This window comes from Allocoprococcus comes (assembly GCF_013300725.1).
GTDB classification, from domain to species: Bacteria; Bacillota; Clostridia; order Lachnospirales; family Lachnospiraceae; genus Allocoprococcus; species Allocoprococcus comes_A.
The window spans coordinates 1-21,850 of record NZ_JAAIMM010000026.1 but is presented as its reverse complement, the minus strand read 5'-3'; the positions used below and the strand labels follow the sequence as shown (position 1 = coordinate 21,850).

24 protein-coding genes are annotated in these 21,850 nt (G+C 38.5%); 22 read left to right on the top strand and 2 right to left on the bottom strand.

Going from position 1 to position 21,850, the window contains the following annotated elements; genetic code table 11:
* Positions 1-201: 201 nt before the first annotated feature.
* Positions 202-816, bottom strand: coding sequence for a helix-turn-helix domain-containing protein (locus tag G4407_RS12960; protein WP_070100139.1), 615 nt, complete (start codon positions 814-816; stop codon positions 202-204).
* Between the two features lie 159 nt (positions 817-975).
* Between G4407_RS12960 and G4407_RS12955 the strand changes: the two genes are divergently transcribed.
* The 16 genes from G4407_RS12955 (at position 976) to G4407_RS12875 (ending at position 12,569) form a co-directional block, all read left to right on the top strand.
* Positions 976-1,170: a helix-turn-helix domain-containing protein gene (locus G4407_RS12955; protein WP_055053915.1), complete on the top strand. Its 195-nt coding sequence runs from the start codon at positions 976-978 to the stop codon at positions 1,168-1,170.
* A gap of 15 nt (positions 1,171-1,185) precedes the next feature.
* Positions 1,186-2,403 carry a site-specific integrase gene (locus G4407_RS12950; protein ID WP_072522257.1) on the top strand — a complete coding sequence of 406 codons (1,218 nt, stop codon included), beginning with the start codon at positions 1,186-1,188 and terminating at the stop codon, positions 2,401-2,403.
* Positions 2,375-3,376: an AAA family ATPase gene (locus tag G4407_RS12945; RefSeq protein WP_072522256.1), complete on the top strand. Its 1,002-nt coding sequence runs from the start codon at positions 2,375-2,377 to the stop codon at positions 3,374-3,376. The genes G4407_RS12950 and G4407_RS12945 overlap by 29 nt, the downstream gene beginning before the upstream one ends.
* A 127-nt stretch (positions 3,377-3,503) precedes the next feature.
* On the top strand, positions 3,504-3,725 hold the full coding sequence (locus G4407_RS12940) for a hypothetical protein (RefSeq protein WP_055059751.1): 222 nt from the start codon (positions 3,504-3,506) through the stop codon (positions 3,723-3,725).
* Between the two features lie 150 nt (positions 3,726-3,875).
* The gene (locus G4407_RS12935) at positions 3,876-4,103 is read left to right on the top strand and encodes a DUF5348 domain-containing protein (protein ID WP_114002719.1); all 228 of its coding nucleotides are present in this window, start codon (positions 3,876-3,878) and stop codon (positions 4,101-4,103) included.
* Between the two features lie 219 nt (positions 4,104-4,322).
* A complete protein-coding gene (locus G4407_RS12930; protein ID WP_147567297.1) occupies positions 4,323-5,744 on the top strand; it encodes a plasmid recombination protein in 1,422 nt (473 codons plus the stop codon).
* 3 nt (positions 5,745-5,747) lie between these two features.
* Positions 5,748-6,122 carry a TnpV protein gene (locus tag G4407_RS12925; protein ID WP_055059744.1) on the top strand — a complete coding sequence of 125 codons (375 nt, stop codon included), beginning with the start codon at positions 5,748-5,750 and terminating at the stop codon, positions 6,120-6,122.
* 241 nt (positions 6,123-6,363) lie between these two features.
* Complete coding sequence (locus G4407_RS12920; RefSeq protein ID WP_055059745.1) at positions 6,364-6,780, top strand: YjdF family protein; 417 nt, start codon at positions 6,364-6,366, stop codon at positions 6,778-6,780.
* 47 nt (positions 6,781-6,827) lie between these two features.
* On the top strand, positions 6,828-7,025 hold the full coding sequence (locus tag G4407_RS12915) for a zinc ribbon domain-containing protein (RefSeq protein ID WP_008373560.1): 198 nt from the start codon (positions 6,828-6,830) through the stop codon (positions 7,023-7,025).
* 57 nt (positions 7,026-7,082) lie between these two features.
* Positions 7,083-7,415, top strand: coding sequence for a DUF3784 domain-containing protein (locus G4407_RS12910; protein ID WP_008373562.1), 333 nt, complete (start codon positions 7,083-7,085; stop codon positions 7,413-7,415).
* A gap of 41 nt (positions 7,416-7,456) precedes the next feature.
* Positions 7,457-7,777 (top strand): DUF3784 domain-containing protein, encoded by a 321-nt coding sequence (locus G4407_RS12905; RefSeq protein ID WP_114002721.1) that lies wholly within the window; start codon positions 7,457-7,459, stop codon positions 7,775-7,777.
* 150 nt (positions 7,778-7,927) lie between these two features.
* The gene (locus G4407_RS12900; RefSeq protein ID WP_114002722.1) at positions 7,928-8,884 is read left to right on the top strand and encodes a helix-turn-helix domain-containing protein; all 957 of its coding nucleotides are present in this window, start codon (positions 7,928-7,930) and stop codon (positions 8,882-8,884) included.
* Positions 8,885-10,112: 1,228 nt separating this feature from the next.
* Positions 10,113-10,253 (top strand): TnpV protein, encoded by a 141-nt coding sequence (locus G4407_RS17035; RefSeq protein WP_334297100.1) that lies wholly within the window; start codon positions 10,113-10,115, stop codon positions 10,251-10,253.
* A 132-nt stretch (positions 10,254-10,385) separates the two neighbouring features.
* Complete coding sequence (locus G4407_RS12885) at positions 10,386-10,709, top strand: PadR family transcriptional regulator (RefSeq protein ID WP_055056227.1); 324 nt, start codon at positions 10,386-10,388, stop codon at positions 10,707-10,709.
* Positions 10,706-11,293, top strand: coding sequence for a DUF2812 domain-containing protein (locus tag G4407_RS12880; RefSeq protein ID WP_173689203.1), 588 nt, complete (start codon positions 10,706-10,708; stop codon positions 11,291-11,293). The genes G4407_RS12885 and G4407_RS12880 overlap by 4 nt, the downstream gene beginning before the upstream one ends.
* A 220-nt stretch (positions 11,294-11,513) precedes the next feature.
* On the top strand, positions 11,514-12,569 hold the full coding sequence (locus tag G4407_RS12875; protein ID WP_173689202.1) for a helix-turn-helix domain-containing protein: 1,056 nt from the start codon (positions 11,514-11,516) through the stop codon (positions 12,567-12,569).
* Positions 12,570-13,344: 775 nt separating this feature from the next.
* Here G4407_RS12875 and G4407_RS12870 read toward each other — a convergent pair.
* Positions 13,345-14,958 (bottom strand): PucR family transcriptional regulator, encoded by a 1,614-nt coding sequence (locus G4407_RS12870; RefSeq protein ID WP_173689201.1) that lies wholly within the window; start codon positions 14,956-14,958, stop codon positions 13,345-13,347.
* 216 nt (positions 14,959-15,174) lie between these two features.
* On the opposite strand from G4407_RS12870, the gene G4407_RS12865 reads away from it, so the two are divergent.
* The 6 genes from G4407_RS12865 (at position 15,175) to G4407_RS12840 (ending at position 21,788) form a co-directional block, all read left to right on the top strand.
* On the top strand, positions 15,175-15,885 hold the full coding sequence (locus G4407_RS12865) for a DUF5058 family protein (protein WP_173689200.1): 711 nt from the start codon (positions 15,175-15,177) through the stop codon (positions 15,883-15,885).
* A 12-nt stretch (positions 15,886-15,897) separates the two neighbouring features.
* On the top strand, positions 15,898-16,566 hold the full coding sequence (locus G4407_RS12860) for a hypothetical protein (RefSeq protein ID WP_173689199.1): 669 nt from the start codon (positions 15,898-15,900) through the stop codon (positions 16,564-16,566).
* Between the two features lie 68 nt (positions 16,567-16,634).
* The gene (locus G4407_RS12855; protein ID WP_173689217.1) at positions 16,635-17,810 is read left to right on the top strand and encodes a M20 metallopeptidase family protein; all 1,176 of its coding nucleotides are present in this window, start codon (positions 16,635-16,637) and stop codon (positions 17,808-17,810) included.
* A 31-nt stretch (positions 17,811-17,841) separates the two neighbouring features.
* On the top strand, positions 17,842-18,108 hold the full coding sequence (gene yajC / locus G4407_RS12850; protein ID WP_118218326.1) for a preprotein translocase subunit YajC: 267 nt from the start codon (positions 17,842-17,844) through the stop codon (positions 18,106-18,108).
* Positions 18,109-18,334: 226 nt separating this feature from the next.
* Positions 18,335-20,446: an efflux RND transporter permease subunit gene (locus G4407_RS12845; protein ID WP_173689198.1), complete on the top strand. Its 2,112-nt coding sequence runs from the start codon at positions 18,335-18,337 to the stop codon at positions 20,444-20,446.
* A 232-nt stretch (positions 20,447-20,678) separates the two neighbouring features.
* Positions 20,679-21,788, top strand: a complete 1,110-nt coding sequence (locus tag G4407_RS12840) for a coiled-coil domain-containing protein (RefSeq protein ID WP_173689197.1) — start codon at positions 20,679-20,681, stop codon at positions 21,786-21,788.
* Positions 21,789-21,850: the final 62 nt, after the last annotated feature.

The following is a 21,850-nucleotide window of genomic DNA, read 5'->3' as shown; positions in this document are numbered from 1 at the left end:
TCACTGACTAATATATATTGAGTACCGCAAGGTACATTGTGTCCAAACGTAAGATACCCCGGGACCGTAAGGTTTCCGGGGTTTTTCTGTTGAACAGAAGATTAAAAAAAGGCTGTAAAGAATAGCGAATAAATTAAAAACAGGCAGGTATGGGAAGAAAATGAAAACCTTCGCATATCTGCCTGTGATACTGTTATGATACTATTTCTGTTCGTTATTGGAAAATTTCTGTGTTAAAAGTTCATCTCGTTTACGGATTCGTGTCTCAAAATCCAGTTCTTCAATTTCTTTATGGGTGACAGGTTTGGAAGTGTAGTATTCCAACGTCTGCTTTTTCCACATATCAAACATATCTTTGCCTGTGAAATAAGATTCCAGGCTTTCTCTGTTCTCCTGCAGATCAGCAAGAAAATTACACATATCTGCGTTTAAAGAATGTTCCGGATCATTTCCATAAAAGCGAAGTCCGGCATACCATTTCTGTGTTTCTGTTTCTATATCACCGGGAAGTTTATTATTTATATCCAGTTCATACCGGAGTTCATTGGATTCATTCATCTGCAGTAAAACCCAAAGAATATCGCTGAGAGTAGAAATCTGTACTTTATTTTCAGATAATCCAAATAACCAGTCCAGTGAGACATGAAATTTCTGAGCAATAGTCAATAACACATCATTGGAGGGAGTAACCACACCATTTTCATAACTGGATAAAGTTGACTGACGTATACCAATAGCTGCGGAAAAGTTTTTTTGATTCATCTTCAGATCAGTTCGTAGCTCTTTTATTTTTTCTGAAATAGATGATTCCTGCATATTATCCACCTCCTTAAAAGCTATGATTAGTATATCACAAATGATAAAAATCAACAATATAGAAAAATATCATTCACACAGATAAAAACCATTGACAATGATTACTTTAAATGATATAGTATCAGTGAAAATGATAATTATAGACAAGGAGGAAATGATATGCAGAGACAAAACTATATGATTACAGCGGAAGAAGTTGCAGAGAGCATGGGGATTTCACTTGGATATGCTTACAAGCTACTTCGCAAACTGAACAAAGAGCTTGCAGATCAGGGATATGTGACCGTTGCGGGCAAGATACCGAGAGCATTCTGGGAAAAGAAATTTTATGGATATTCCCAGATTGCAATGTAAAGGGGGGGAGAAAGTATGGCAGCATACAAAGATGAAGAAAGAGGAACCTGGTATGTTTCATTTTATTATGAGGACTGGACAGGAGCCAAAAAGCGAAAAGTAAAAAGAGGATTCCGCACTAAGAAAGAAGCATTAAATTTTGAAGCGGAGTATAAAAGAACAGCGAAAGCAGACATGGATATGACAATGGGAGAGTTTGTAGAAGTCTACTTCCGAGACAAGTCTCAGTCATTGAAGGACAGGAGTATCAAGAATAAAAGAGATACGATGAAGGCTCAACTGTTACCGTATTTTAAGGACAGACCAATGAACAGTATTACACCAGCAGAGATTATCCAGTGGCAGAATACGATTATTGAAAAAGGATATTCAGATGATTATCTGAAAACAATACAGAATCAGATGACGGCATTATTCAATCATGCGAAGAATATCTACAATCTGGCAGATAATCCCTGTGACAAAGTAAAACGTATGGGAAAGACTTCAAAAAAGAAAATGAAGTTTTGGACAATTGAAGAATATCGGCAGTTTATGACCGGAATAGAACCGGGAAGCAAATATTATGTGCTGTTTGAATTATTATTCTGGACAGGAGCGAGAGAAGGCGAAGCACTCAGCATTACACCTGCTGACATTGATTTTGAAAGGAATCTACTTCATATCAATAAAACTTACTACCGTATGCATGGAGAGGACGTGATTACATCTCCCAAAACAGAAGAATCGAACCGTACGATTTCCATACCGGAATTTCTGAAAAAAGAGATTCAGGACTATATTAGCAGACTGTATGAGTTGCCCGAAGATGAACGGATTTTTCCAATGGTTCATGAAGCGGTACAGCATAAGTTAAAACAGGTGGTTCAAAAGACCGGAGTAAAAAAGATAAGAGTACACGACATTCGTCACAGTCATGCGGCATTTCTGATCAATAAGGGAGTGCAACCATTGATGATTAAAGAAAGGTTTGGACATACGGACATTCGCATTACATTGAATACTTATGGGCACTTATATCCAGATCAGCAGAAAGTAGTGGCAGATATGTTGGATGATGAAAATATAAAAAGCTCCGGAAGTACGAACAACCGGAGCAATGTGACAAATGAGGACGAATCCACAAATGTCAACCCTAGACAAGTTGATTATAGCAGAGATTCTTCCAGAGAACAACAGATAACTGGCGAGAACAGTTGGGAAAATGGAGGAATTTATGGAACAGAGAAATGAGAATAAAACAGAATTGAAAATGATAAAGATGTCAGATGTCCAGTCTCAGACAGTGGACTGGCTCTGGTATCCGTTTATCCCTTATGGAAAATTAACGATTATTCAGGGAGATCCCGGTGATGGAAAAACTACGCTGGTATTAAATATTGCTGCAAGATTGTCTAAAGGAGAAGGTCTGGATAACGATATGAAAGTAACAGAACCCGTGAATATTATCTATCAGACAGCGGAAGATGGACTGGCAGATACAGTAAAACCCAGACTGGAGCTGGCAGAAGCGGTCTGTGAAAGAATTATGGTTATAGATGAAACAGAAAAATCACTTTCCATGATTGATGAAAGACTGGAAACTGCTATCAAACAGACTGGTGCGAGAGTGCTTATTTTAGATCCGATTCAGGCATACCTTGGAGGAACAATGGATATGAACCGTGCAAATGAAGCAAGGGATATGACGAAAAGATTGAGTTTGTTGGCAGAAAAATACAAATGTGCAATTTTATTAATCGGACACATGAATAAAGCTGGTGGAAACAAAGCTGCATATAGAGGAATGGGTTCGATTGACTTTTTTGCAGTAGCCAGAAGCGTATTACTGGTAGGAAGAATAGAGGGAGAACCGGATTTAAGAGCAGTGGTTCAGATTAAAAATAATCTGGCTGCATTTGGGCATTCCAAAGCATTTCGCCTGACAGAAACAGGATTTGAGTGGATAGGTGACTATGAAATCACAGCAGATGAGGTGCTTGGTGGAATTGCGCCAAAGGTAAATAAACTGGAACAGGCAAAGAAGATGCTGAGGGAACTGGCAGAAACATCAACTTCTGTGCAAAGCAGTGAAATCTTTGATATGGCAGAAGATTTGAATATTTCTAAAAGAACACTGGAAAATGCAAAAAAGGAACTTGAAATTAAGGCAAGACGAATCGGCAATTCATGGTATTGGGATTTAGATAAAGTTAAGCCGGAATAAATTAAGGGTGCAACATTGCAGAGTATATAGAAAATGCGGAATTAAAATGCAAGGTTGCAATCTGTAAAGACATTGCAGTGTTGCGTCCTTACATAAATTGTAAGAAGGTGAGAGCTTGAAAAACGTTATGATTCCAGAGGAGTTATTTGGAAAGATTATAAAATATCATTTACTGGATCAGGAACAGGAAGCAGATGATATAAGAAAAGGTCTGGAGAAAAAGCTGGATGCAATGGTAAATCGTGAGGTATACAGTAAATTCAAAACTGCACCAACAGAAGAAGAACGGGAAAAGTTCCGGCAGGAGTATCTGGACAGAAAAGGAATGCAAGAGAGCTTTCGATGGTAACAGTTCTTATTGATTATCTTTTTACAGGAGCGTGTCACGCACCTGTGAGAAGTAAACAAGGAGAAAGTTGGTAAGGTGCAGACGGAAAACTGTGGCTGGAATGTGAGACGGCTGTAAATTTGATAGTTGTGAAGAAGGGAGAAAGATACAATGAAACAGGGAAGATTAGGATATAACAGTAGCAATAACAGATATGGGTTGTTGGCATCAGACTTATGGATTGATACGGGATTTCACTGTGGAGAAGGTCTTGAGGTGCTGGTCGATGATAAGTGGGTAAGGACAAGAATGGAGATGAATCCAGCAAGAGAATGGTATCTGGTTGGAACGCCATACTGTGGAGATCTGGAATATGTGCAGGCAAGAATAACGGAATAATTTAATCGAGAGAGTAACGAAAGAGATAAAATAGCCCCCGGCAGGGCGCAAGGGTACTTTTGATGGACGGAACGGCTGTCGAAAGTGCTTTTGCGTTACTTTTGACAAAAGTAACAAAACCGCCGTATCCGGCGAAGATTTCTTTTTATACTATAGCTGGTAAAGATACAAATTTATGTGCCATGTCTGGCACTGGTTTTAGAAAGTGGGGTGACGAACATGACGCTGAAACGAACAATTAGTGGTATGATCGGGACAGGTTCTCTGGCTCATAACAGAAGGGAATTTATAGCAGAAAATGTTGATTCAGACAGAGTGCAATTAAATATTTGCTATCAGAATGAGAATTTAAAAGAAGTTTATAAAGAACTGTTTGATGAAGCTGTAGAACGATATAATATCGGGAAAAGAAAAGATCGACAGATTACAAATTACTATGAAAAAATCCGGCAGGGCAAACAGGAAAAATTGTTCCATGAAGTGATTTTCCAGATTGGAAATCGAGAAGATATGGCTGTCGGAACAGCAGAAGGAGGTCAGGCTGTAAAAGTACTGGATGAGTATGTAAAGGACTTCCAGAAACGGAATCCAACGCTACGGGTATTTGGTTGTTATCTACATCAGGATGAAGCTACGCCACATCTACATATTGATTTTATTCCTTATGTAACTGATTGGAAAGGAAAAGGAATGGACACCAGAGTTTCGCTGAAACAGGCATTAAAAAGTCTTGGATTTCAAGGTGGGAATAAGCATGATACTGAGTTAAACCAGTGGATGAACCATGAAAAAGAAGTTCTGGCAGGGATTGCAAAAGAGCATGGTATTGAATGGGAACAGAAAGGCAGTCATGAGGAACATCTGGATGTCTATAACTTCAAGAAAAAAGAACGGAAAAAGGAAGTACAGAAATTAGAGCAGGAGAAAGAGTATCTAACTGCAGAAAACGAAGAACTGACAGCACAAATTGCGGAATCCAGAGCAGATATCCAGATTTTAAAAGACGATAAGGAACAGGCAATTAGGGAGAAGCAAGAAGCAGAACAAAGGGCAGAGGACGCAGAAAAAGAACTAAAAAGTCTGGAAGATCGTCGGAATGTGCTACAACCAATCATGGATAATGCCAGTAAGGAAATAAAAGAATATGGAATGATTAAGACGTTTTTACCGGAGGCAGGAACATTTGAACGTGCAGTACCTTACAGGGAGAATAAAATCAAGCCATTGTTTATCAAGATGAAGAATCAGATTGCTGCATTAGCTGGAAAGGTTGTAGAGCTTAACAAAATGGTAGAAAGCTGGAAAAATAAATATCAAAAATCTGTTGAGGAATGTGATAATATCCAGAAACAGTTAGACGATGTACGTAAGGAAAATGGAAAATTATCAAATGATAATCAACGTTTACAGGAGACTTCGGACAGATATGACAGAGTGGTGCGTATTCTGGGAATGGAAACTGTAGAGGATGTGGTGCAGCAGGACATTAAAGAACAAAGGGCACTGGAAGAAAAACGGCGAATGGAGCAAATGCCAAAGGGAAGCGTTCTGAAACAGTTGGAATGGGCAACTCAAAAGAGCCAGATTGAAAACCAACAACGTAAGAAAAATAAAACAAAATACAAAGGATTGGAGATTTAGACTATGAAAAAACAGATTTATGATGAGAAAAATGGAATGAGCTATACGTTGCATGGAGATTACTATTTGCCGGATCTGGTTTTAAGAGAAGAAGAACCGACATATGGAAAATATGGAATGTTACGAAAGCAGTTCTTAAAAGAACACAGATCAGCAAGGTATCAGTATTTGTTATTGACTGGAAAGCTGAATGAACATCTGAATCAGACTGATCAGGAAGCTAGAGAACAGGTGGAAACGCTTATGGAACAGATGACAGAAAAACAGGGTGTAACTGAAGAATTAAAGGCACAGGATCAGATGGAGAGGGTCAGGCTGATGAATAATATAAAAGCTAGTGCAGAAGAAATTGTATTGAAAAACATGATATATGTGTGATTGCGAGGGGGATAAGATCGCTTTTTTACATTTTTGTATATTAGAATAGAACTTTAGAAAGCACTATGGTAAAATAAAGTGAAGGTAAATTGAAAGTTATCAAAACAAAGATAAAAACGCAACGTGCATCTTTGATGTGCCAGAGCCGGTAGGTAGCCCGGCCGTCCTATATAAATAGGGTAAGTAACCTGCCCCTCCGGGTTGTCCATTCTTTGTTCAATAAATTTTAGGAGGGATTTTTATGGACAAAGTAAATGGAAGATTGACGGTATATTTTGAAGAACCATTTTGGGTAGGCATATTTGAGCATATTGAAGATGGTAAATTATCTGTGGCAAAGGTAACATTTGGCGTAGAACCAAAAGAATATGAAGTGCAGGAATATATTCAAAAATACTATTTCGGTTTGAAATTCAGTCCGGCTGTTGAAGCTATTGTAAAGGATATAAAAAGAAATCCGAAACGGATGCAGCGTTCAGCAAAAAAGCAGATGCTGGAAACTGGCATTGGCACAAAATCGCAACAGGCGTTGAAATTACAACAGGAACAGAACAAACAGGAGCGTAAAGAAAAAAAACGAAAGAAAAAAGAGGCGGAAGAACAGCGAATGTTTGAACTAAAACAGCGAAAGAAAAGAGAAAAGCATAAGGGACATTAAAAGTCCTTTGAGCTTTTTCTCAAATTCGGGATTTGGAGGTATAAACAATGAGGAAATGTGAAAAGTGTGGAGCAAGTATGAAATTAGATTTAAGACTTAAAGTTAATGGCGGTGGCTATGGGATGGTTGTTCGTGTAGATGAAAAACAAAAGGCGACAACTATAGATGATGTTAGAGTTGCAGTCTGCCCAGAATGTGGTTATACAGAAATGTATTTAGAGGATTTAACGAAATTGAAATCTTAAAAGACAACTTTCAGATTTTTAGAATTAAGAAAAACGAAATTTAGGGAGGGTCTATAATTGAAATTAGCAGATTTAGCAACAGGTTCTGATTGGATAGTGTGGATTGTCTTTGTAATATTTGCTGTACTTTCTATAGTTTTACTTTCTGGACACGGAAGCTGGTTTATTTCTGGATATAATACAGCTTCAAAAGAAGAAAAGAAAAAATATGATGAAAAGAAGTTATGCAGGACAATGGGAGTTGGAATGTCTATTATAGCAATTCTTGCATTAATTATGGGCTTGCTTGAAAATATTTTGCCTGCATTTTTTGTATATATTGCATTGGGAATCATTGTAGTTGATGTCGTGGTTATTATCATTTTAGAAAACACACTATGCAAAAAGTAATAACTTCTGGTTTGAGGAATTGACTGAAAGGAAGGCATTATATGTTCTATATTTATATTATTTTTGACTTTGCAATGGCAGTGATTATGCTTTTATTTGGAATATGGTTTTATAGGTCAAAAGGACAAGCATCCAAATTCTTGTCTGGTTATAATATGAAAGCAGCAGAAGAACGAAAAAAATATGATGAAAATGCTATGTGTAAGGCATATGGGAAGAGAATGATGTTTATGTCAATTCCTTTTATTGCTGGAATGATTATAGATATTTGGCATATAGGAATCGGTTGTTTAATTGCATGGGTGATATGGTTTGTTATGTTTATTCTGCTACTTATGGATAGACATAAAAGAGAAGGTTAATTTATAGAGGAATAGAATGCTTTTGGGGTGAAAATACCGTTTATTTGTTTTAGACATACGATGTCCGGTTGAAAATTAGCGGATTCTCGTTTTATGTCGTGGTAATTTTGATACATATTGGTAAGCTGTAAGTGGAAGAGAGGTAGAGACATGGACACAAAAAAGATTGGAGCTTTTTTAAAGCAATGTCGTAAAGAAAAGAATCTTACGCAAGAGCAGCTTGCCGAGAAGTTTGAGGTATCTGCAAGAACAGTTTCCAGATGGGAAACAGGAATAAATATGCCAGATCTCAGTATACTTGTTCAACTTGCTGAATATTACGATGTTGAGATGAGAGAGCTCCTGGATGGAGAAAGGAGCCAGACTATGAATAAAGAGATGAAAGAAACACTGGACAAAGTTGTGGTGTATGAAGGATGGGTGAAACAAAAAGCATTAAAGGCTGGAAATCTTGCATTTGCATCAATGTTTGTGATTAGCGTGTTAGCGATTATTATTCAGATGTTATTAACTGTGGATATTCGCTTGGTTTTAGGAGAGACAGCAACTGCTTTGGTAGGAGGAATCCTGTACGCCTCTATTATGGTGTACAATGGAATATGGGATAAATGTTTGCCAAAAAGTGCTACTATATGGCGAGATTTTTTCACCAGTGTGATATTTGCAGGAATTTTTACCGTCATCTATGGTGTATGCTTATTTAGAATGGGAGCTACAGAAACACAGATAACACGATTAGCATTGGGATTTCTGATTGGTATTATTATTGTGGCATTTATTATTCTTAGGCTCTTGGCATTTATTAATCGAAAAAGAAACCAGAATTCGTTAAATGTTCAGGAGAAAAAGGAAACTTCCCTATCTAAGGTAGAATGGATAAAAATTTATAATGCACAGAATATAGTAGAGACAGAACAACTTGTAGAAATGTTAAAGCAAAATGGAATAGCAGCTTTTTCACAGGAAGCAGGTGCGAATGTTGCAATGCATGGGGCACCTGGATTTGGAATATATGGTGTGGATATATTCGTGAAAACCGATGATGCAGAGAAGGCAGTACAGCTGATTAAGGAGATTAATAACCAAGAGAATGAAGAAAATTTTTGACATTTTCACACATGCGTGCTAATATGATTATAGAAAAAGAGTGCTACCGATAGACGGTTAGTCCGATATATGTTTTGACAAAAATTGCCGCTTAGTTTACCAGACCAGGGCGGCTATTTTTGTGGTTTATTATTATCCTTGCCAAAGGTATATCCAAGACCAAAGCAGGTTAAGCCGAAGCTCACTACTGCTATAAAATCAACAATACTCATGGCTTAGCCCTCCTTTCCAGTGGATTCTCTTTCGAGTTTCTATGTAATCAGAGGGTCACAGTCCCTCTGCTGAAGGACTAACCGCCTACCGTTATGATAGCACCCATGTTTCGATTATAACAGTCAAGGTGGGAATCTGCAACCGGAAAGTTGACAGCTCATGAAAATCTGGCTGTGATACCGTTTTGATACTAAAAAATGAAGAGAACAGAAATATAGCGTAGAAATCCTATAACACAGGACAATAAAGACACGAAAATCACAGAAAATAATGAGATTTTAAGAACCTCACAAACGTGAAGGTGGACGTACTGTAGGATCAGGACGTGTTGCTACAATCATCGAGTAATACAATCTGAATATAGATTTGTTATCGCAAGATAACGTTGTGTCCAAACGTAAGATGCCCGTAGAACTTTGGTTCTACGGGTTTTTCTGTTGCCTGGAAATATATAAAAAGAGCAGAAAAGAATAACGAACAGGATAGAAAAACGGTTGCCGGAATTGTAGCCTTCTATGATTTTACTGATTGCATGATCGGCAAAAAAGTCTTTGTAAATTCAGTTGTTGCTGAAGGCCATTCTAATTCCAAAAAGCTAATTACAGATTAAGAACCATTACAGCTGACGAAAAAGGAACACCAACGCAGGATATGTCATTTTCGGCGTTTGATTTTGACGGATTACTGAAAGAAAAGAACTGGACAGAATCCCTTGTTTATGATGAGATGGTAGATTCGAAGTTTTTACTTGTAATATTTTCAAAGAATGCAGAGGCACAAGAAATCTTGAATAATGCGCTTATATGGTATATTCCGAAAAAAGATGTAAATAAAGTAAAGGACGTGTGGAAAGAAGCAAGAAAAGTTATTAAAAATGGAATAAAGTTACAACAGAAATTATCACACGATAAAGCGGGAAGGTTAATATTTGTGTATGAAAATAACTTCCCGAAGAGTATCTTTAATAAAGTGGTCCATGTAAGAAATAAGGCAGGAGAGCAGAGAACAGGTGGAAATGCTTATGGAACAGATGGCAGAAAAACAGGGTGTAACGGAAGAATTAAAGGTACAGAATCAGATGAAGTGGGTTAGGCTGATGAATAATATAAAAGCCAGTGCAGAAGAAATGGTGTTGAGAGAAACACTTTATATATAAGTATTGTTTGTAAAGGACTGAACAGGAAAAGCACAATACTATCCTGCTTATTAAGATTAATTTCACATCTCTTGATTTTTATTACGGTTACTGATATAATTATTACAGTAACCGTAATAAGGAGGGGATGCTATGAGGGATAATGTGAAAAGTGGTGCACTCACAGAAGTGACATTCTATATTTTGCTTTCACTCTATTCACCTAAACACGGATATGCTGTCATGCAATTCATTGAAGAAAAAACAGGTGGGCGGCTTTCATTGGGAGCAGGCACTTTATATGGTGCATTAAATTCAATGCAGGAAAAGGGATGGATTGAGCTTTTCGGAGATAGTGAAGGTAGAAAAAAAGAGTATCTTATCACTGTAAAAGGAAAGGAGATAGCTGAAAAAGAACTTATCAGACTTCGTGAACTTGTAGGCATTGCAAGCGGAATTGTAGGAGGTACACTATGAGTAAAAAGTGTTATCGTTTTTTTGGTGGGCTATTGACGGTACAGAAAAACTGGCTGAATAAGATGGCTGAAAAAGGTTATCGCCTTATTCGAACGGGAAAATTACTCTATGAATTTGAAAAATGTAAGCCAGGTCAAGTTCAATATTGCGTGGAGTTTATAGGACAAAAATCAAAAGCTAATGCTGAAGATTACCATGATTTCTTGGAAGAAATGGGATATTCCGTATTCTATAAAAATATCAATCTTAATTATTCTGTTGGCAAAGTTCGCTGGCGTCCGTGGGCTGAAATTGGCGGTTGTATTGCAACAAACACTACAACATTTAACAGGGAATTGCTGATTGTAGAAAAAGAAAATGATGGAAAACCTTTTGAACTTCATACGTCCTATGAAGATAGGGCAAATTATTACAGTAATTTGCGAAATCCCTGGCTTTTATTAATGCTTATGCTCGCAGCATTTGCTACCGTAAATCGGTCTGTTATTTTAGGCATAATTGCTGTGATTTTTCTAATTCCTGTCATTATATACCAGTTGCAAATTATGAAAAATAGGCATGATGCGAAGATGAAGGAGTGGTGATTCAGGATAACAAGGTTGGTTTAACGGATTCAATGTAATACACTGTCGTTTGAGGGTTAGTAGCCCGTTCTTAAATTTGTGGGCAGTTTGTTGCTGATGATATAAATATTAGAGAAAATTAATTGAAAGTTAAAAAAAGAAAGTAATAAGTAAACAAAGGCTCAATTGTAAACATGTATTGGGAACGCTATAATGGAAATAAGGACAGGAGGTGTGAACAATGTGTATTGGTGAGCAGATAAAAAACTATCGAAAAACTGAGGGATTAACACAAGAACAGGTGGCAAATTATCTGGGTGTTTCTACTCCTGCGGTAAATAAATGGGAAAAGGGAAATACATATCCGGATATCTCATTACTTCCAGCTTTGGCACGATTATTGAAAATTGATATGAATGAATTGTTTTCGTTTCGTGAAGAATTGACCGAAAAAGAGATTGGACAATTTGTGAATGAACTTTCGGAAGTTTCATTGGACAGCTTTACAAAGGCTTTCGAGATGGCATCTCGTAAAATACAGGAGTATCCTCATTGCGACTTATTAATTTATACGATCGCAACCGTTCTGAACGGATCTTTGACTTTGTCAGATCTTAATGACGAAGAACGAATGGAATATAATACAGCTATTATTGAGTGGCTGGAACAAACAGCAGATAGTCAGGTTGAAAGAGTGAGAAATTCAAGCGTTTTTATACTTGCAACAAAATATGTCCAAATGGAGAAATATGAAGAAGCAAATGTCCTTTTGAAAAAAATTCCTGATACTGTAATTGATGCAACGATTATGAAAACAAGTGTATTAGCACATCAGGAAGGAACAGATACTGCTGCATTATTCTTAGAAGGGAAATTGCTACAGGCAGTTATCAATATCCAAAGCTACTTGTATAAGTTAATAGAAATGGAAGAAGAGACAGGAAATCATGATAAAGCAGAGAAAATTGCTGAGATTACAGATCACATGATATCATTGTTTGGACTATGGAATTACGGCAACACAGTGCCATATCTGCTGATTGCTGGATATCGAAAAGATGTAGAAAAATGTATCCAGTTAATTAAGCGATTATTAAGTGAATCACAGAAGCCTTGGAATATGACACAATCCCCTTTGTATTACAGGTATGAAGATACTGCACAGGGAAAAGCTTTTTCGGGACTTGGAAAAAATTTTGTTCGTGAATTGTATTCGGAAATTGAAAATAAGAAAGAGTATGAATTCTTGAGAGGGAATAAGGAACTCGAATCAATTTTTGAGGAACACTTGAAATAGGTTATAAAAATGTATGGAAATAGATGTAGTTGAGAAAGAAGAAAATTTTTGACATTTCCACAGATGCGTGCTAATATGATTATAGAAAAAGAGTGCTACCGATAGACGGTTAGTCCACATACTTATTGATTACAAAGATAACCGCTTAGTTTGCAGACAGGGCGGTTATTTTTGTGGTTTATGATTATCTTTGCCTAATGTATATCCGATACTAAAGCAGGTTAAGCCGAAGCTCACTACTGCTATGAAGTCAACAATACTCATTGGCTTAGCCCTCCTTTCCATTGGATTCCTTTACTGGTTTCTATGTAATCAGAGGGTCACAGTCCCTCTGGAGAAGGACTAACCGCCTACCGTTATGGTAGCACCCATGTTTCGATTATAACAGTTAAAAACTACCGGTGCAATATAAAGTTGGCAGAGAAGCATCTGGTAGCTACAGAAGAGAATTAGTTTGAGTATTCTCCGGTGCCAAAACGGTGCCAAGAAATCAGGCAAATAAAAATAAATGGTGCAAATCAGCCGTTTTTCACTGTATTTTGGAGAGAAAACCATAAAAAATATAAGGTAAAACGGGATTAAAGTATCGTGAAGGTGGACGTACTGTAGGATCAGGACGTGTTGCTACAATCATCGAATAATATTCGTGATTGAATTGAGCCGTGCAAATAAGTAAATAATATCAGGGAAGAGTGCTTGCATTCTTCCCTGTATTTTTTTACTTATTTATAAGGCGAAAGCCCTCGATTGAATGATTCAGTCGAAAAATCCCACTTTATATTTGATTTTTCTGAATCAAATAAATCTTAAGAGCCAGTTCTATTTCCGTATGTCTGGAATTATCTCTCAAATCAATTTCAAGTAAATCACAAATTTTCTGAAACCGATATTTCACAGAATTATAATGTAAGAAAAGCTTTTCAGATGCCAGCTTTAAATTCCATCCACAGTTGATGATAGACTGTAGTGTTTCAATCAGGTTCGCATGATGCTGGTCATCGTATTGCTGTAGAGGCTTTATATATTTATCGCAGAATTCAATCGCCTCGTTATTGGATGAAATAGAAAATAATAAGCGATAGATTCCAATCTGATCATAAAAGAACAGACGGTTAAATTGCTGAATCTGATAGACCGTCTGGATGACCTGCTTTGCCTGCTGGTAGCTGTTGTGAATATTGATGATGTCGTCTACATACATTCCAACTCCCATTGAAATAGTAAAAGGAACGGCGTTCAGCAGACTGTGCTGGATTTGACTGAATGTATCTGTAAGGGTTTTGCGGGCGCTGACAGGCAGTTTTCCAGTGATCAGAAAGGCAATAAAGTCACTCTGTGAATAATAAATAGTAGATGGGAATGCCTGCTTGATATACTTAATAGAAGTATCAAAAATCCGGTCTGTGTATTTTTGAAGCTTTTCATTTGTCTCGGTATCCAGATCACGCAGATAATATTTTTTAATATTGTTTATATCGATGATCGCAACAAATCCGCCGCCGTCCAGATCCCAGCCGTATAAATGGGCACGTGTATTGATCTCTTCACGTGTTTTGACGTTGTTAAGCATCAGGTCCCCTACAAAGGAGGAGTAATATTTTTCTTCGATCATCCGGTTACTGATTCGGATCTGCATACGCAGGATAATTACGATACTGGCATATTCGATCGCTGTTTTGTAAATATTGGAGTCAGTATCCGGATATGTCCGGTCAGAAAGAAGCATAATATATCCAAATTTCTGCTCTTTATTGACAACGTCGATACACTGATATTTCTCTCGGTATTCATTTAAAATAATATCATATGATAATCCCTTCAGATAAAGACTATCCTCGCTTACATTTTCAGAAAAATATACTTTGTGGAAAACAGTATCAACATAGGCAGTCGGTTCCTGGATCAGAGTACTCAGTGTCTGCAAGATTTGATGGATAGAGCGGTCATTTATTGCCAGTTCCAGAAAACTCTCGTGAATCTTGGAAGATTCTTTCAGCTGCTCCGCCTGTTTGGATATAATTTCGGACAGGGTTGGATTTATAATGTCGGCAAATGCGTAGATCGCCGGACAGTAAATCAGGGGCAAAGCTTTTTCATCACAAAGTTTTTTGGCATTTTCCGGAATAACTTTCATGTACCGGTCCGACTTGACAATCAGTGCACTGATATTTCTTGACAACAGCTTACTGATGAAATCAAGAAAAGCATTAGGCGTCTTTTCCAGGGCATAGGTCGTTGTAATCACAACTTCATTCCCTTTTAACCACTGGAAGCCATCCGGAGTATCAACGACGGTTACTGTGGAGATTTCTCTGTGTACACCGAGATTTCCGGAAATAAGTTTTAATCCCTTAATGGTTGGCAGCTGTAATAGTTCTTCGACAGTCATTTTTAGTCTCCTTGTAATAAAATTGTATCTCAAATACAAAAACTGATAAAATAATTATATCACAAATACAAAAAAATGATGTTGAATATAAAAAAATCACGATAAGTTTGTACATGATATACATAGAAAGCAAAGTTATTAAGTTGTAAACTTATCATCAACAAGAAGAAACTGGATAACAAAAAAGGAACATGAGAGAAGAAAGGAAGAGAGTTTATGGATTATGTAGAGATTTCTAATTCAATGATCGTGTATTTACTTTGTGGTATTACGGTAGCACTTGCATTTGTCCAAGCTGTTCTTTATATCCGAATGGCAAAGAAAATGACAGTGAAGGCAAACATTCCGGCAACAGTGCCGAAGACAGCATTCAGAGTCGGTCTCATTTCCGCAATCGGACCTGCGCTTGGTGTATTTATCGTAATGGTTGGTCTTATGACTTCGATCGGAGGCCCAATGGCATGGCAGAGACTTTCTATCATTGGTGCTGCACCGACAGAGCTTACTGCAGCAACGCTTGGTGCTGAAGCGGCAGGCGCAGAGCTTGGAGGAGCTGGATTTACACTGAAAGTTATGGCTGTCAGCTGGTTCGTAATGGCGCTCAACGGAGCTGGATGGCTGGTTGTAACAGGTCTTTTTACACCTGCACTTGAAAACTTAAGAACAAAGATGAGCGGTGGCGATTCAAAATGGCTGGTTGTAATGAGTGGTGCCTGTTCACTTGGTATCTTCGGTTATCTGGATGTTAACGAAATTGGTAAAGGATGGGGAAATGCAGCAGCCGTTGCCGGTGGTATTATCGGAATGGCAATCCTTGAAAAATTTGTAGCAAAGAAAGTTCCAAAGATCAGAGAGTACAATCTTGGTATTGCAATGATCATCGGAATGTTATTTGCAATCATCTATGATATGGCAGTTGGAGCATAGGAGGGTATGATTATGGAAAATAAAGAATTAATGTCAGAATGGAAAAAGAATAGTATTAGAATCGGTACCCCTACAAACCTGCTTGCAGCATTTACATCATTTATACCGGTTATCTGGCTGTGTATCACCTATAACTGCTGGCCGGATCCGAAAGTAGTACTTGCAGGATGGGGAATGGTTGCACTATCATTTGGTGCATTCTATGTTGTAGAACCAATTTCTTATTATGCGGCTCTTGGACTTACTGGTACATATTTGAGTTTCCTTTCAGGAAATATCGGTAACATGCGAGTTCCATGTGCAACAATGGCTCTTGAAACGACGGAGAGTGAACCAGGAACGCTTCAGGCAGAGGTGGCTTCTACAATGGCAATCTGTGGTTCTATTATTACAAACCTGATTGCTACAACAGCAGCTGTTTTAGTAGGATCAGCAGTTGTATCCGTACTTCCAGATGTTATTGTATCCGCTCTTACAAAATATGCAGCAGGTGCAATTTTCGGAGGAACTTTTGGAACCTATGCATTGAAATATCCTAAAGTTGCCATCTTTGGCATGGGACTTCCGCTTATCCTTAAATTTACGATTGCTCCTCCGGCATGGGTACTTATCGTTGTATCTGTATTCGGAAGCCTTGGATTTGCAAGACTGTTATATGTAAAGGAAAAGAAAGCTGCATAGTAGCTGCTTAATGGGAAAATGAATAAAAAGTAAAAGACTCATAGAGAAAAGAGGAAATAAACATGAGTATGTGGAAAGAATGTGAAGGTTTACAGGGAGAACTTGTAAAAATGCGAAGAGAGCTGCATCAGATTCCGGAATTTGGTCTTGATCTTCCGGAAACGCAGAAATATGTAACAGATAAACTGGATGAACTTGGAATTCCTTACAAATGTTCGGGTACAGACAGCAGTATCATTGCAGAAATCAAAGGCGGAAAGCCAGGCAGGACGGTTGCACTTCGTGCAGATATGGATGCACTTAAGATTACTGAGGCAAATGATGTTGATTATAAGTCTAAACATGAAGGTCTGATGCATGCCTGTGGACATGATAACCATATTGCAATGCTTCTTGGAGCCGCAAAAGTTTTGAATGCACACAAAGCAGAGATTAAAGGAAATGTAAGGCTTTTGTTCCAGACGGCAGAAGAATTATCCAAAGGCGCAGAGATTATGATCAAAGATGGCGCAATGGATGGTGTAGACGCTGTATTTGGACAGCATATCGGAAGTATCATCAACAAAGATATCCCGGCAGGAAAGGTAATTGTTACTCCTGGATGCTGTATGGCGTCATTTGACAGATTTGTGATCCATGTAAAAGGAACGGGTTGTCATGGCTCTACTCCGGAAAAAGGAACAGACCCGATTACAATGGCGTCTCATATTGTAATTAACCTGCAGGAAATCATTGCACGTGAAGTTTCCGCAGTAAAAGCGGCAGTTGTAACAATTGGTTACTTCCATGGTGGTGTTGCTTATAATGCAATTCCAAGTGAAGTAGAAATCGAAGGTACGATCCGTGCACTGGAAGAGCCAATAAGACAGTACCTTGCAAAACGAATTGAAGAGATTGCAAAGAGTACAGCAGCAACATTCAGAGGAACAGCAGAAGTTGAGATGGACTGGGGAGCACCTCCGGTAATCAATAACGACGAGATGGCAACACTTGTAACTGAAGCTGCAAAAGAAGTTGTAGGTGAAGAGGATGTTGTAAGTAAAGTTCCGGCACCAAATATGGCAGGAGAGGATTTTGCATACTACTTACAGAAAGCACCTGGAGCATTTTTCTTCCTTAGTTCTTCTAATCCGGTAAAGCATACTGATGTTCCTCATCATAATCCACGCTTTAATGTAGATGAAGACGTGCTCTACAAAGGATCAGCAATGTTTGTAAAGATTGTAGAAGCTTATCTGAAGTAGTATAATAAAACAAAAAAGGCAGGATAAGAGTATGAATGCACAGATGATGATTTTATTGTATGCGGTACTATTGTTTGTAGTGATCTATTTTATGATGGTAGTTCCGGGAAAGAAAAAGAATAAAAAAATGCAGGAACTCCATGATTCGATCAAGGTTGGAGATGAGATTCTTACAATGGGAGGGATTATCGCAACAGTAAAAGAGCGGGATGGTGAAATCCTTACAGTAGAGATTGATCCGGAAAAAGAAATCTGTATGAAAATTCTGGTCTATTCTGTATCTACGATTCGTAAATAAGAGCTAAGAGCAAAGGGTGTTTTTCTGGTATATTACAGAGAAACACCCTTTTTAGTATGTTGGCATACAAGAAAAAATGCCAGTAGCAGCTTTTGGGTAGTTTATGTTCTTTGAAAAATGACCAAAATTCATTTTTTAATCATGAAATTATTGTGAGTATTTAATGTTGACCATCAGTCATTTTTTTGTATAATATTCTATAGAATAAAAATGTAAAGACAGGGAGATGATTATTGTGGTCAAAGTAGGAAAATGGATAGCAAAACACAGATTTATAATTTTGTTACTGGGGGTACTGCTTTTGATTCCGTCATTTATTGGAATGGCGAAGACAAGAATTAACTACGACTTGCTCAGTTACCTTCCGGAATCACTGGAAACGGTAGAAGGACAGGACGTTATGGTGGATGAATATGGTATGGGTGCATTCGCCATGGTAGTTGTAGAGGATACGGACATGAAAGATATCCAGAAGCTGGCAGACCAGTTTAATAAGGTTGATCATGTCGAAAAAGTATTATGGTATGGTGATGTGGCAGATCTTTCACTGCCGGTAGAGATGATTCCATCCGATCTGAGAAAAGCCTTCTACAACGGAGATGCGACACTGATGCTCGCATTATTTGACAATACGACTTCATCTGACGAAGCAATGAATGCAGTCGGTGAGATGCGTAAGATTGCCAGCAAACAGTGTTTTATTGCAGGTATGACAGGCGTTGTAGCCGATATCAAGAATGTAGCAATGAAAGAAGTTCCGATTTATGTTGTAATTGCGGCAATTCTTTCTTTCCTGGTGCTTGAAATTACCGGAGAATCCTTCCTGGTACCGATTTTTTTCCTGATCAGTATAGGTGCAGCGATTGTATATAATCTGGGAAGTAACATTTTCCTTGGCGAGATCTGTTATATTACAAAAGCGCTGACGGCAGTATTGCAGCTGGGTGTCACGATGGATTACTCCATTTTCCTGCTGAATAGCTACGAAGAGAACAAGCGCCGTTTCCCGGGAGATAAGAACCGTGCGATGGGACACGCGATTTCTAATACATTCAAATCCATTGTAGGAAGTTCTGTCACAACAGTAGCAGGATTTGTAGCTCTTTGTGTTATGACATTTGCACTTGGTCGTGATCTTGGTATTGTTATGGCAAAAGGTGTTATCATTGGAGTGCTTTGCTGTGTAACAATCCTTCCGGCAATGATTCTTATCTTTGATAAACCGATTGAAAAGACCAAGCATAAACCGCTGATCAAGAGCATGGATAAGGCTTCGGCATTTATTACCAAGCATTACAAAGTATGGATCCTAGCTTTCCTGATCTTGCTTATTCCTGCTATTTATGGCAATAATCATACAAAAATTTATTACAATATCGCACAGTCGCTTCCACAGTCACTTCCATCAAATGTGGCAAACAGTGAACTGAAAGATGATTTTGATATGAGTACAATGCATATCGTTATGATAGACAAAGACATGGATGCCAAAGAGAAAAAGGCAATGATGAGTGAAATTGATGATGTCAAAGGTGTAAAATGGACACTTGGACTTAACTCCATCGTTGGATCTTCTATTCCGGAATCGATGATCCCGGATGATGTAAAGAGTATGCTTCAGGGTAAGGATACTGAGCTGATGTTTGTATGTACCAAGTATGAGTCTGCAACTCCGCAGGTCAACAGACAGATCAAACAGATTGATAAGATTGTAAAATCCTATGACAAGTCAGGAATGGTAATCGGTGAAGCGCCACTGATGAAAGACCTGCAGGATGTAACAGATATCGATCTGACAAGGGTTAACGTTATTTCAATCGCAGCAATCTTTATCATCATTTTACTTATATTTAAATCTATCTCGCTCCCGATCATTCTGGTTTCAGTTATCGAGTTTGCGATTACGATCAATATGGCGATTCCGTTCTATCAGGGCAAGAGTCTTCCGTTCGTTGCAAGTATCGTTATCGGAGCAATCCAGCTGGGAGCAACTGTTGATTATGCGATCCTTATGACGACCAGATATCAGAAAGAACGTATGAAAGGCAAGAGTAAGAAAGAATCTGTTGCGATTGCACACAGAATCAGTATGCCATCCATCATCACAAGCGGTCTGAGCTTCTTTGCAGCAACATTTGGTGTAACTTGTTATACACAGGTTGATATGATCGGTTCTATCTGTGAACTCCTTTCAAGAGGAGCGATCATCAGTGTGATCGTAGTACTGACTGTCCTTCCGGCAATGTTCTTGATCTTTGATCCGGTCATCTGCAGAACAACCGCCGGATACAGAGTGAAAAAAGATAAAAGTAAAACAGTTGCAGAGCCGACAGCATAGGTTCTGCTGAAAAGGGAGCAGGCTTAACTGATTGAAATCAGTAAAAAGCCTGCTCCTTTTTGCTGTCATACACTTAGAGAAAAATGGCATCTGAAGAAGCTTTTTGTATGTTGAAAATGGGAAGAAATGGCTGTGTACAGGCCTTTCCAGAAAATAGAAGGTTGTTCTTTTGATTAAAATAGTATATACTATCTTAGTGTTACCCCAAAACATTCAAGAAAGGATTACATTTATGAAAATGCAGAAAAAACGAATCGTACAGTGCGGACTTTCATTAATCTGTGCATTCGGTATCGCGCTGTCGGGGATGTCGGTACATGCAGAAGAGGTGGACAGCCTCGAAGATAAGACCAGTAATCTACAGAGTCAGTTGGAAGGGATCAACCAGGATTTGGTTACGATCAGCAATGAAATTGCTGAGACAGAAGTGAAAATTGAAGAGTCTAATAATGAAGTATTCCGATTGGAAGCATCACTTCAGATTTCCCGCAACAACGAGGAAATGCAGTATGCAAACATGAAGACTCGCATTAAGTACATGTATGAAAATGGTTCGGATACGCTGCTTTCTATGGTGTGTGAAGCAAAAAGCATGGGAGAGTTTCTGAACCGGGTAGACTTTATCCAGAATATTACAAAGTATGATAAGGATATGCTGGAGAATATGGTGAAAGTGCGGGAAGGTATTGAAGAGCAGGAGGCCGAACTGAAAAGCAGGCAGCAGGAGCTGCTTGACCTGCAAAGTCAGCTTGACAGTGAACAGGCCGAATTGCAGGCGAAGGCAGAAGAGACTTCAACCGATCTTGCTACGGTAAATGCACAGCTTGAGGCTGCACGTGCAGCACAGAAAAAGCAGGAGGAGGAAGTCCAGAGGAAAGCGGATGAGCAGCTGGCAAAAAAGGCACAGGAAGAGACAAAGCAGGCGTCAGCTTCCAACGGAAGTAATACATCTGCGGGCAATAATTCCGGTAATAACAGTTCTTCTGGCAATAATAATTCTTCCAACAACAATTCATCGAATAATACTAGTTCCGATTCTTCCAATTCCGGAAGCGGTGGCTATGTGATCCCATCAGGCGGTCTTACCCCGTCAAAGGGAAGGATCTGGTATAATGGACACACTGAGACTTACTATTCCCAGAAGGTACTTCCGGGAGGAGGGCTTGCAATCCCGGGACGCCATATAGCAAGTGACGGAACAATCCGGGATGCCGATGGATACATTGTTTTGGCAAGTGATGATTACCCAAAAGGGACAGTTGTAGAGACGTCACTTGGCGCCGGAAAAGTATATGATACCGGAAGTGGATCCGGAAATATAGATCTGTATACAGATTGGTAAAAGAAAAGGGGCTGTGAAATAAGTCCCTAAAAGAAATAGGACCATTCGTTCATGCGAAAGGT

Excerpts from the sequence above, each read along its gene's own strand:
- G4407_RS12960 (WP_070100139.1), bottom strand. The coding sequence starts at position 816 with ATGCAGGAATCATCTATTTCAGAAAAAATAAAAGAGCTACGAACTGAT.
- G4407_RS12955 (WP_055053915.1), top strand. The coding sequence starts at position 976 with ATGCAGAGACAAAACTATATGATTACAGCGGAAGAAGTTGCAGAGAGC.
- G4407_RS12950 (WP_072522257.1), top strand. The coding sequence starts at position 1,186 with ATGGCAGCATACAAAGATGAAGAAAGAGGAACCTGGTATGTTTCATTT.
- G4407_RS12945 (WP_072522256.1), top strand. The coding sequence starts at position 2,375 with ATGGAGGAATTTATGGAACAGAGAAATGAGAATAAAACAGAATTGAAA.
- G4407_RS12940 (WP_055059751.1), top strand. The coding sequence starts at position 3,504 with ATGATTCCAGAGGAGTTATTTGGAAAGATTATAAAATATCATTTACTG.
- G4407_RS12935 (WP_114002719.1), top strand. The coding sequence starts at position 3,876 with ATGAAACAGGGAAGATTAGGATATAACAGTAGCAATAACAGATATGGG.
- G4407_RS12930 (WP_147567297.1), top strand. The coding sequence starts at position 4,323 with ATGACGCTGAAACGAACAATTAGTGGTATGATCGGGACAGGTTCTCTG.
- G4407_RS12925 (WP_055059744.1), top strand. The coding sequence starts at position 5,748 with ATGAAAAAACAGATTTATGATGAGAAAAATGGAATGAGCTATACGTTG.
- G4407_RS12920 (WP_055059745.1), top strand. The coding sequence starts at position 6,364 with ATGGACAAAGTAAATGGAAGATTGACGGTATATTTTGAAGAACCATTT.
- G4407_RS12915 (WP_008373560.1), top strand. The coding sequence starts at position 6,828 with ATGAGGAAATGTGAAAAGTGTGGAGCAAGTATGAAATTAGATTTAAGA.
- G4407_RS12905 (WP_114002721.1), top strand. The coding sequence starts at position 7,457 with ATGTTCTATATTTATATTATTTTTGACTTTGCAATGGCAGTGATTATG.
- G4407_RS12900 (WP_114002722.1), top strand. The coding sequence starts at position 7,928 with ATGGACACAAAAAAGATTGGAGCTTTTTTAAAGCAATGTCGTAAAGAA.
- G4407_RS17035 (WP_334297100.1), top strand. The coding sequence starts at position 10,113 with ATGCTTATGGAACAGATGGCAGAAAAACAGGGTGTAACGGAAGAATTA.
- G4407_RS12885 (WP_055056227.1), top strand. The coding sequence starts at position 10,386 with ATGAGGGATAATGTGAAAAGTGGTGCACTCACAGAAGTGACATTCTAT.
- G4407_RS12880 (WP_173689203.1), top strand. The coding sequence starts at position 10,706 with ATGAGTAAAAAGTGTTATCGTTTTTTTGGTGGGCTATTGACGGTACAG.
- G4407_RS12875 (WP_173689202.1), top strand. The coding sequence starts at position 11,514 with ATGTGTATTGGTGAGCAGATAAAAAACTATCGAAAAACTGAGGGATTA.
- G4407_RS12870 (WP_173689201.1), bottom strand. The coding sequence starts at position 14,958 with ATGACTGTCGAAGAACTATTACAGCTGCCAACCATTAAGGGATTAAAA.
- G4407_RS12865 (WP_173689200.1), top strand. The coding sequence starts at position 15,175 with ATGGATTATGTAGAGATTTCTAATTCAATGATCGTGTATTTACTTTGT.
- G4407_RS12860 (WP_173689199.1), top strand. The coding sequence starts at position 15,898 with ATGGAAAATAAAGAATTAATGTCAGAATGGAAAAAGAATAGTATTAGA.
- G4407_RS12855 (WP_173689217.1), top strand. The coding sequence starts at position 16,635 with ATGTGGAAAGAATGTGAAGGTTTACAGGGAGAACTTGTAAAAATGCGA.
- yajC (WP_118218326.1), top strand. The coding sequence starts at position 17,842 with ATGAATGCACAGATGATGATTTTATTGTATGCGGTACTATTGTTTGTA.
- G4407_RS12845 (WP_173689198.1), top strand. The coding sequence starts at position 18,335 with ATGATTATTGTGGTCAAAGTAGGAAAATGGATAGCAAAACACAGATTT.
- G4407_RS12840 (WP_173689197.1), top strand. The coding sequence starts at position 20,679 with ATGAAAATGCAGAAAAAACGAATCGTACAGTGCGGACTTTCATTAATC.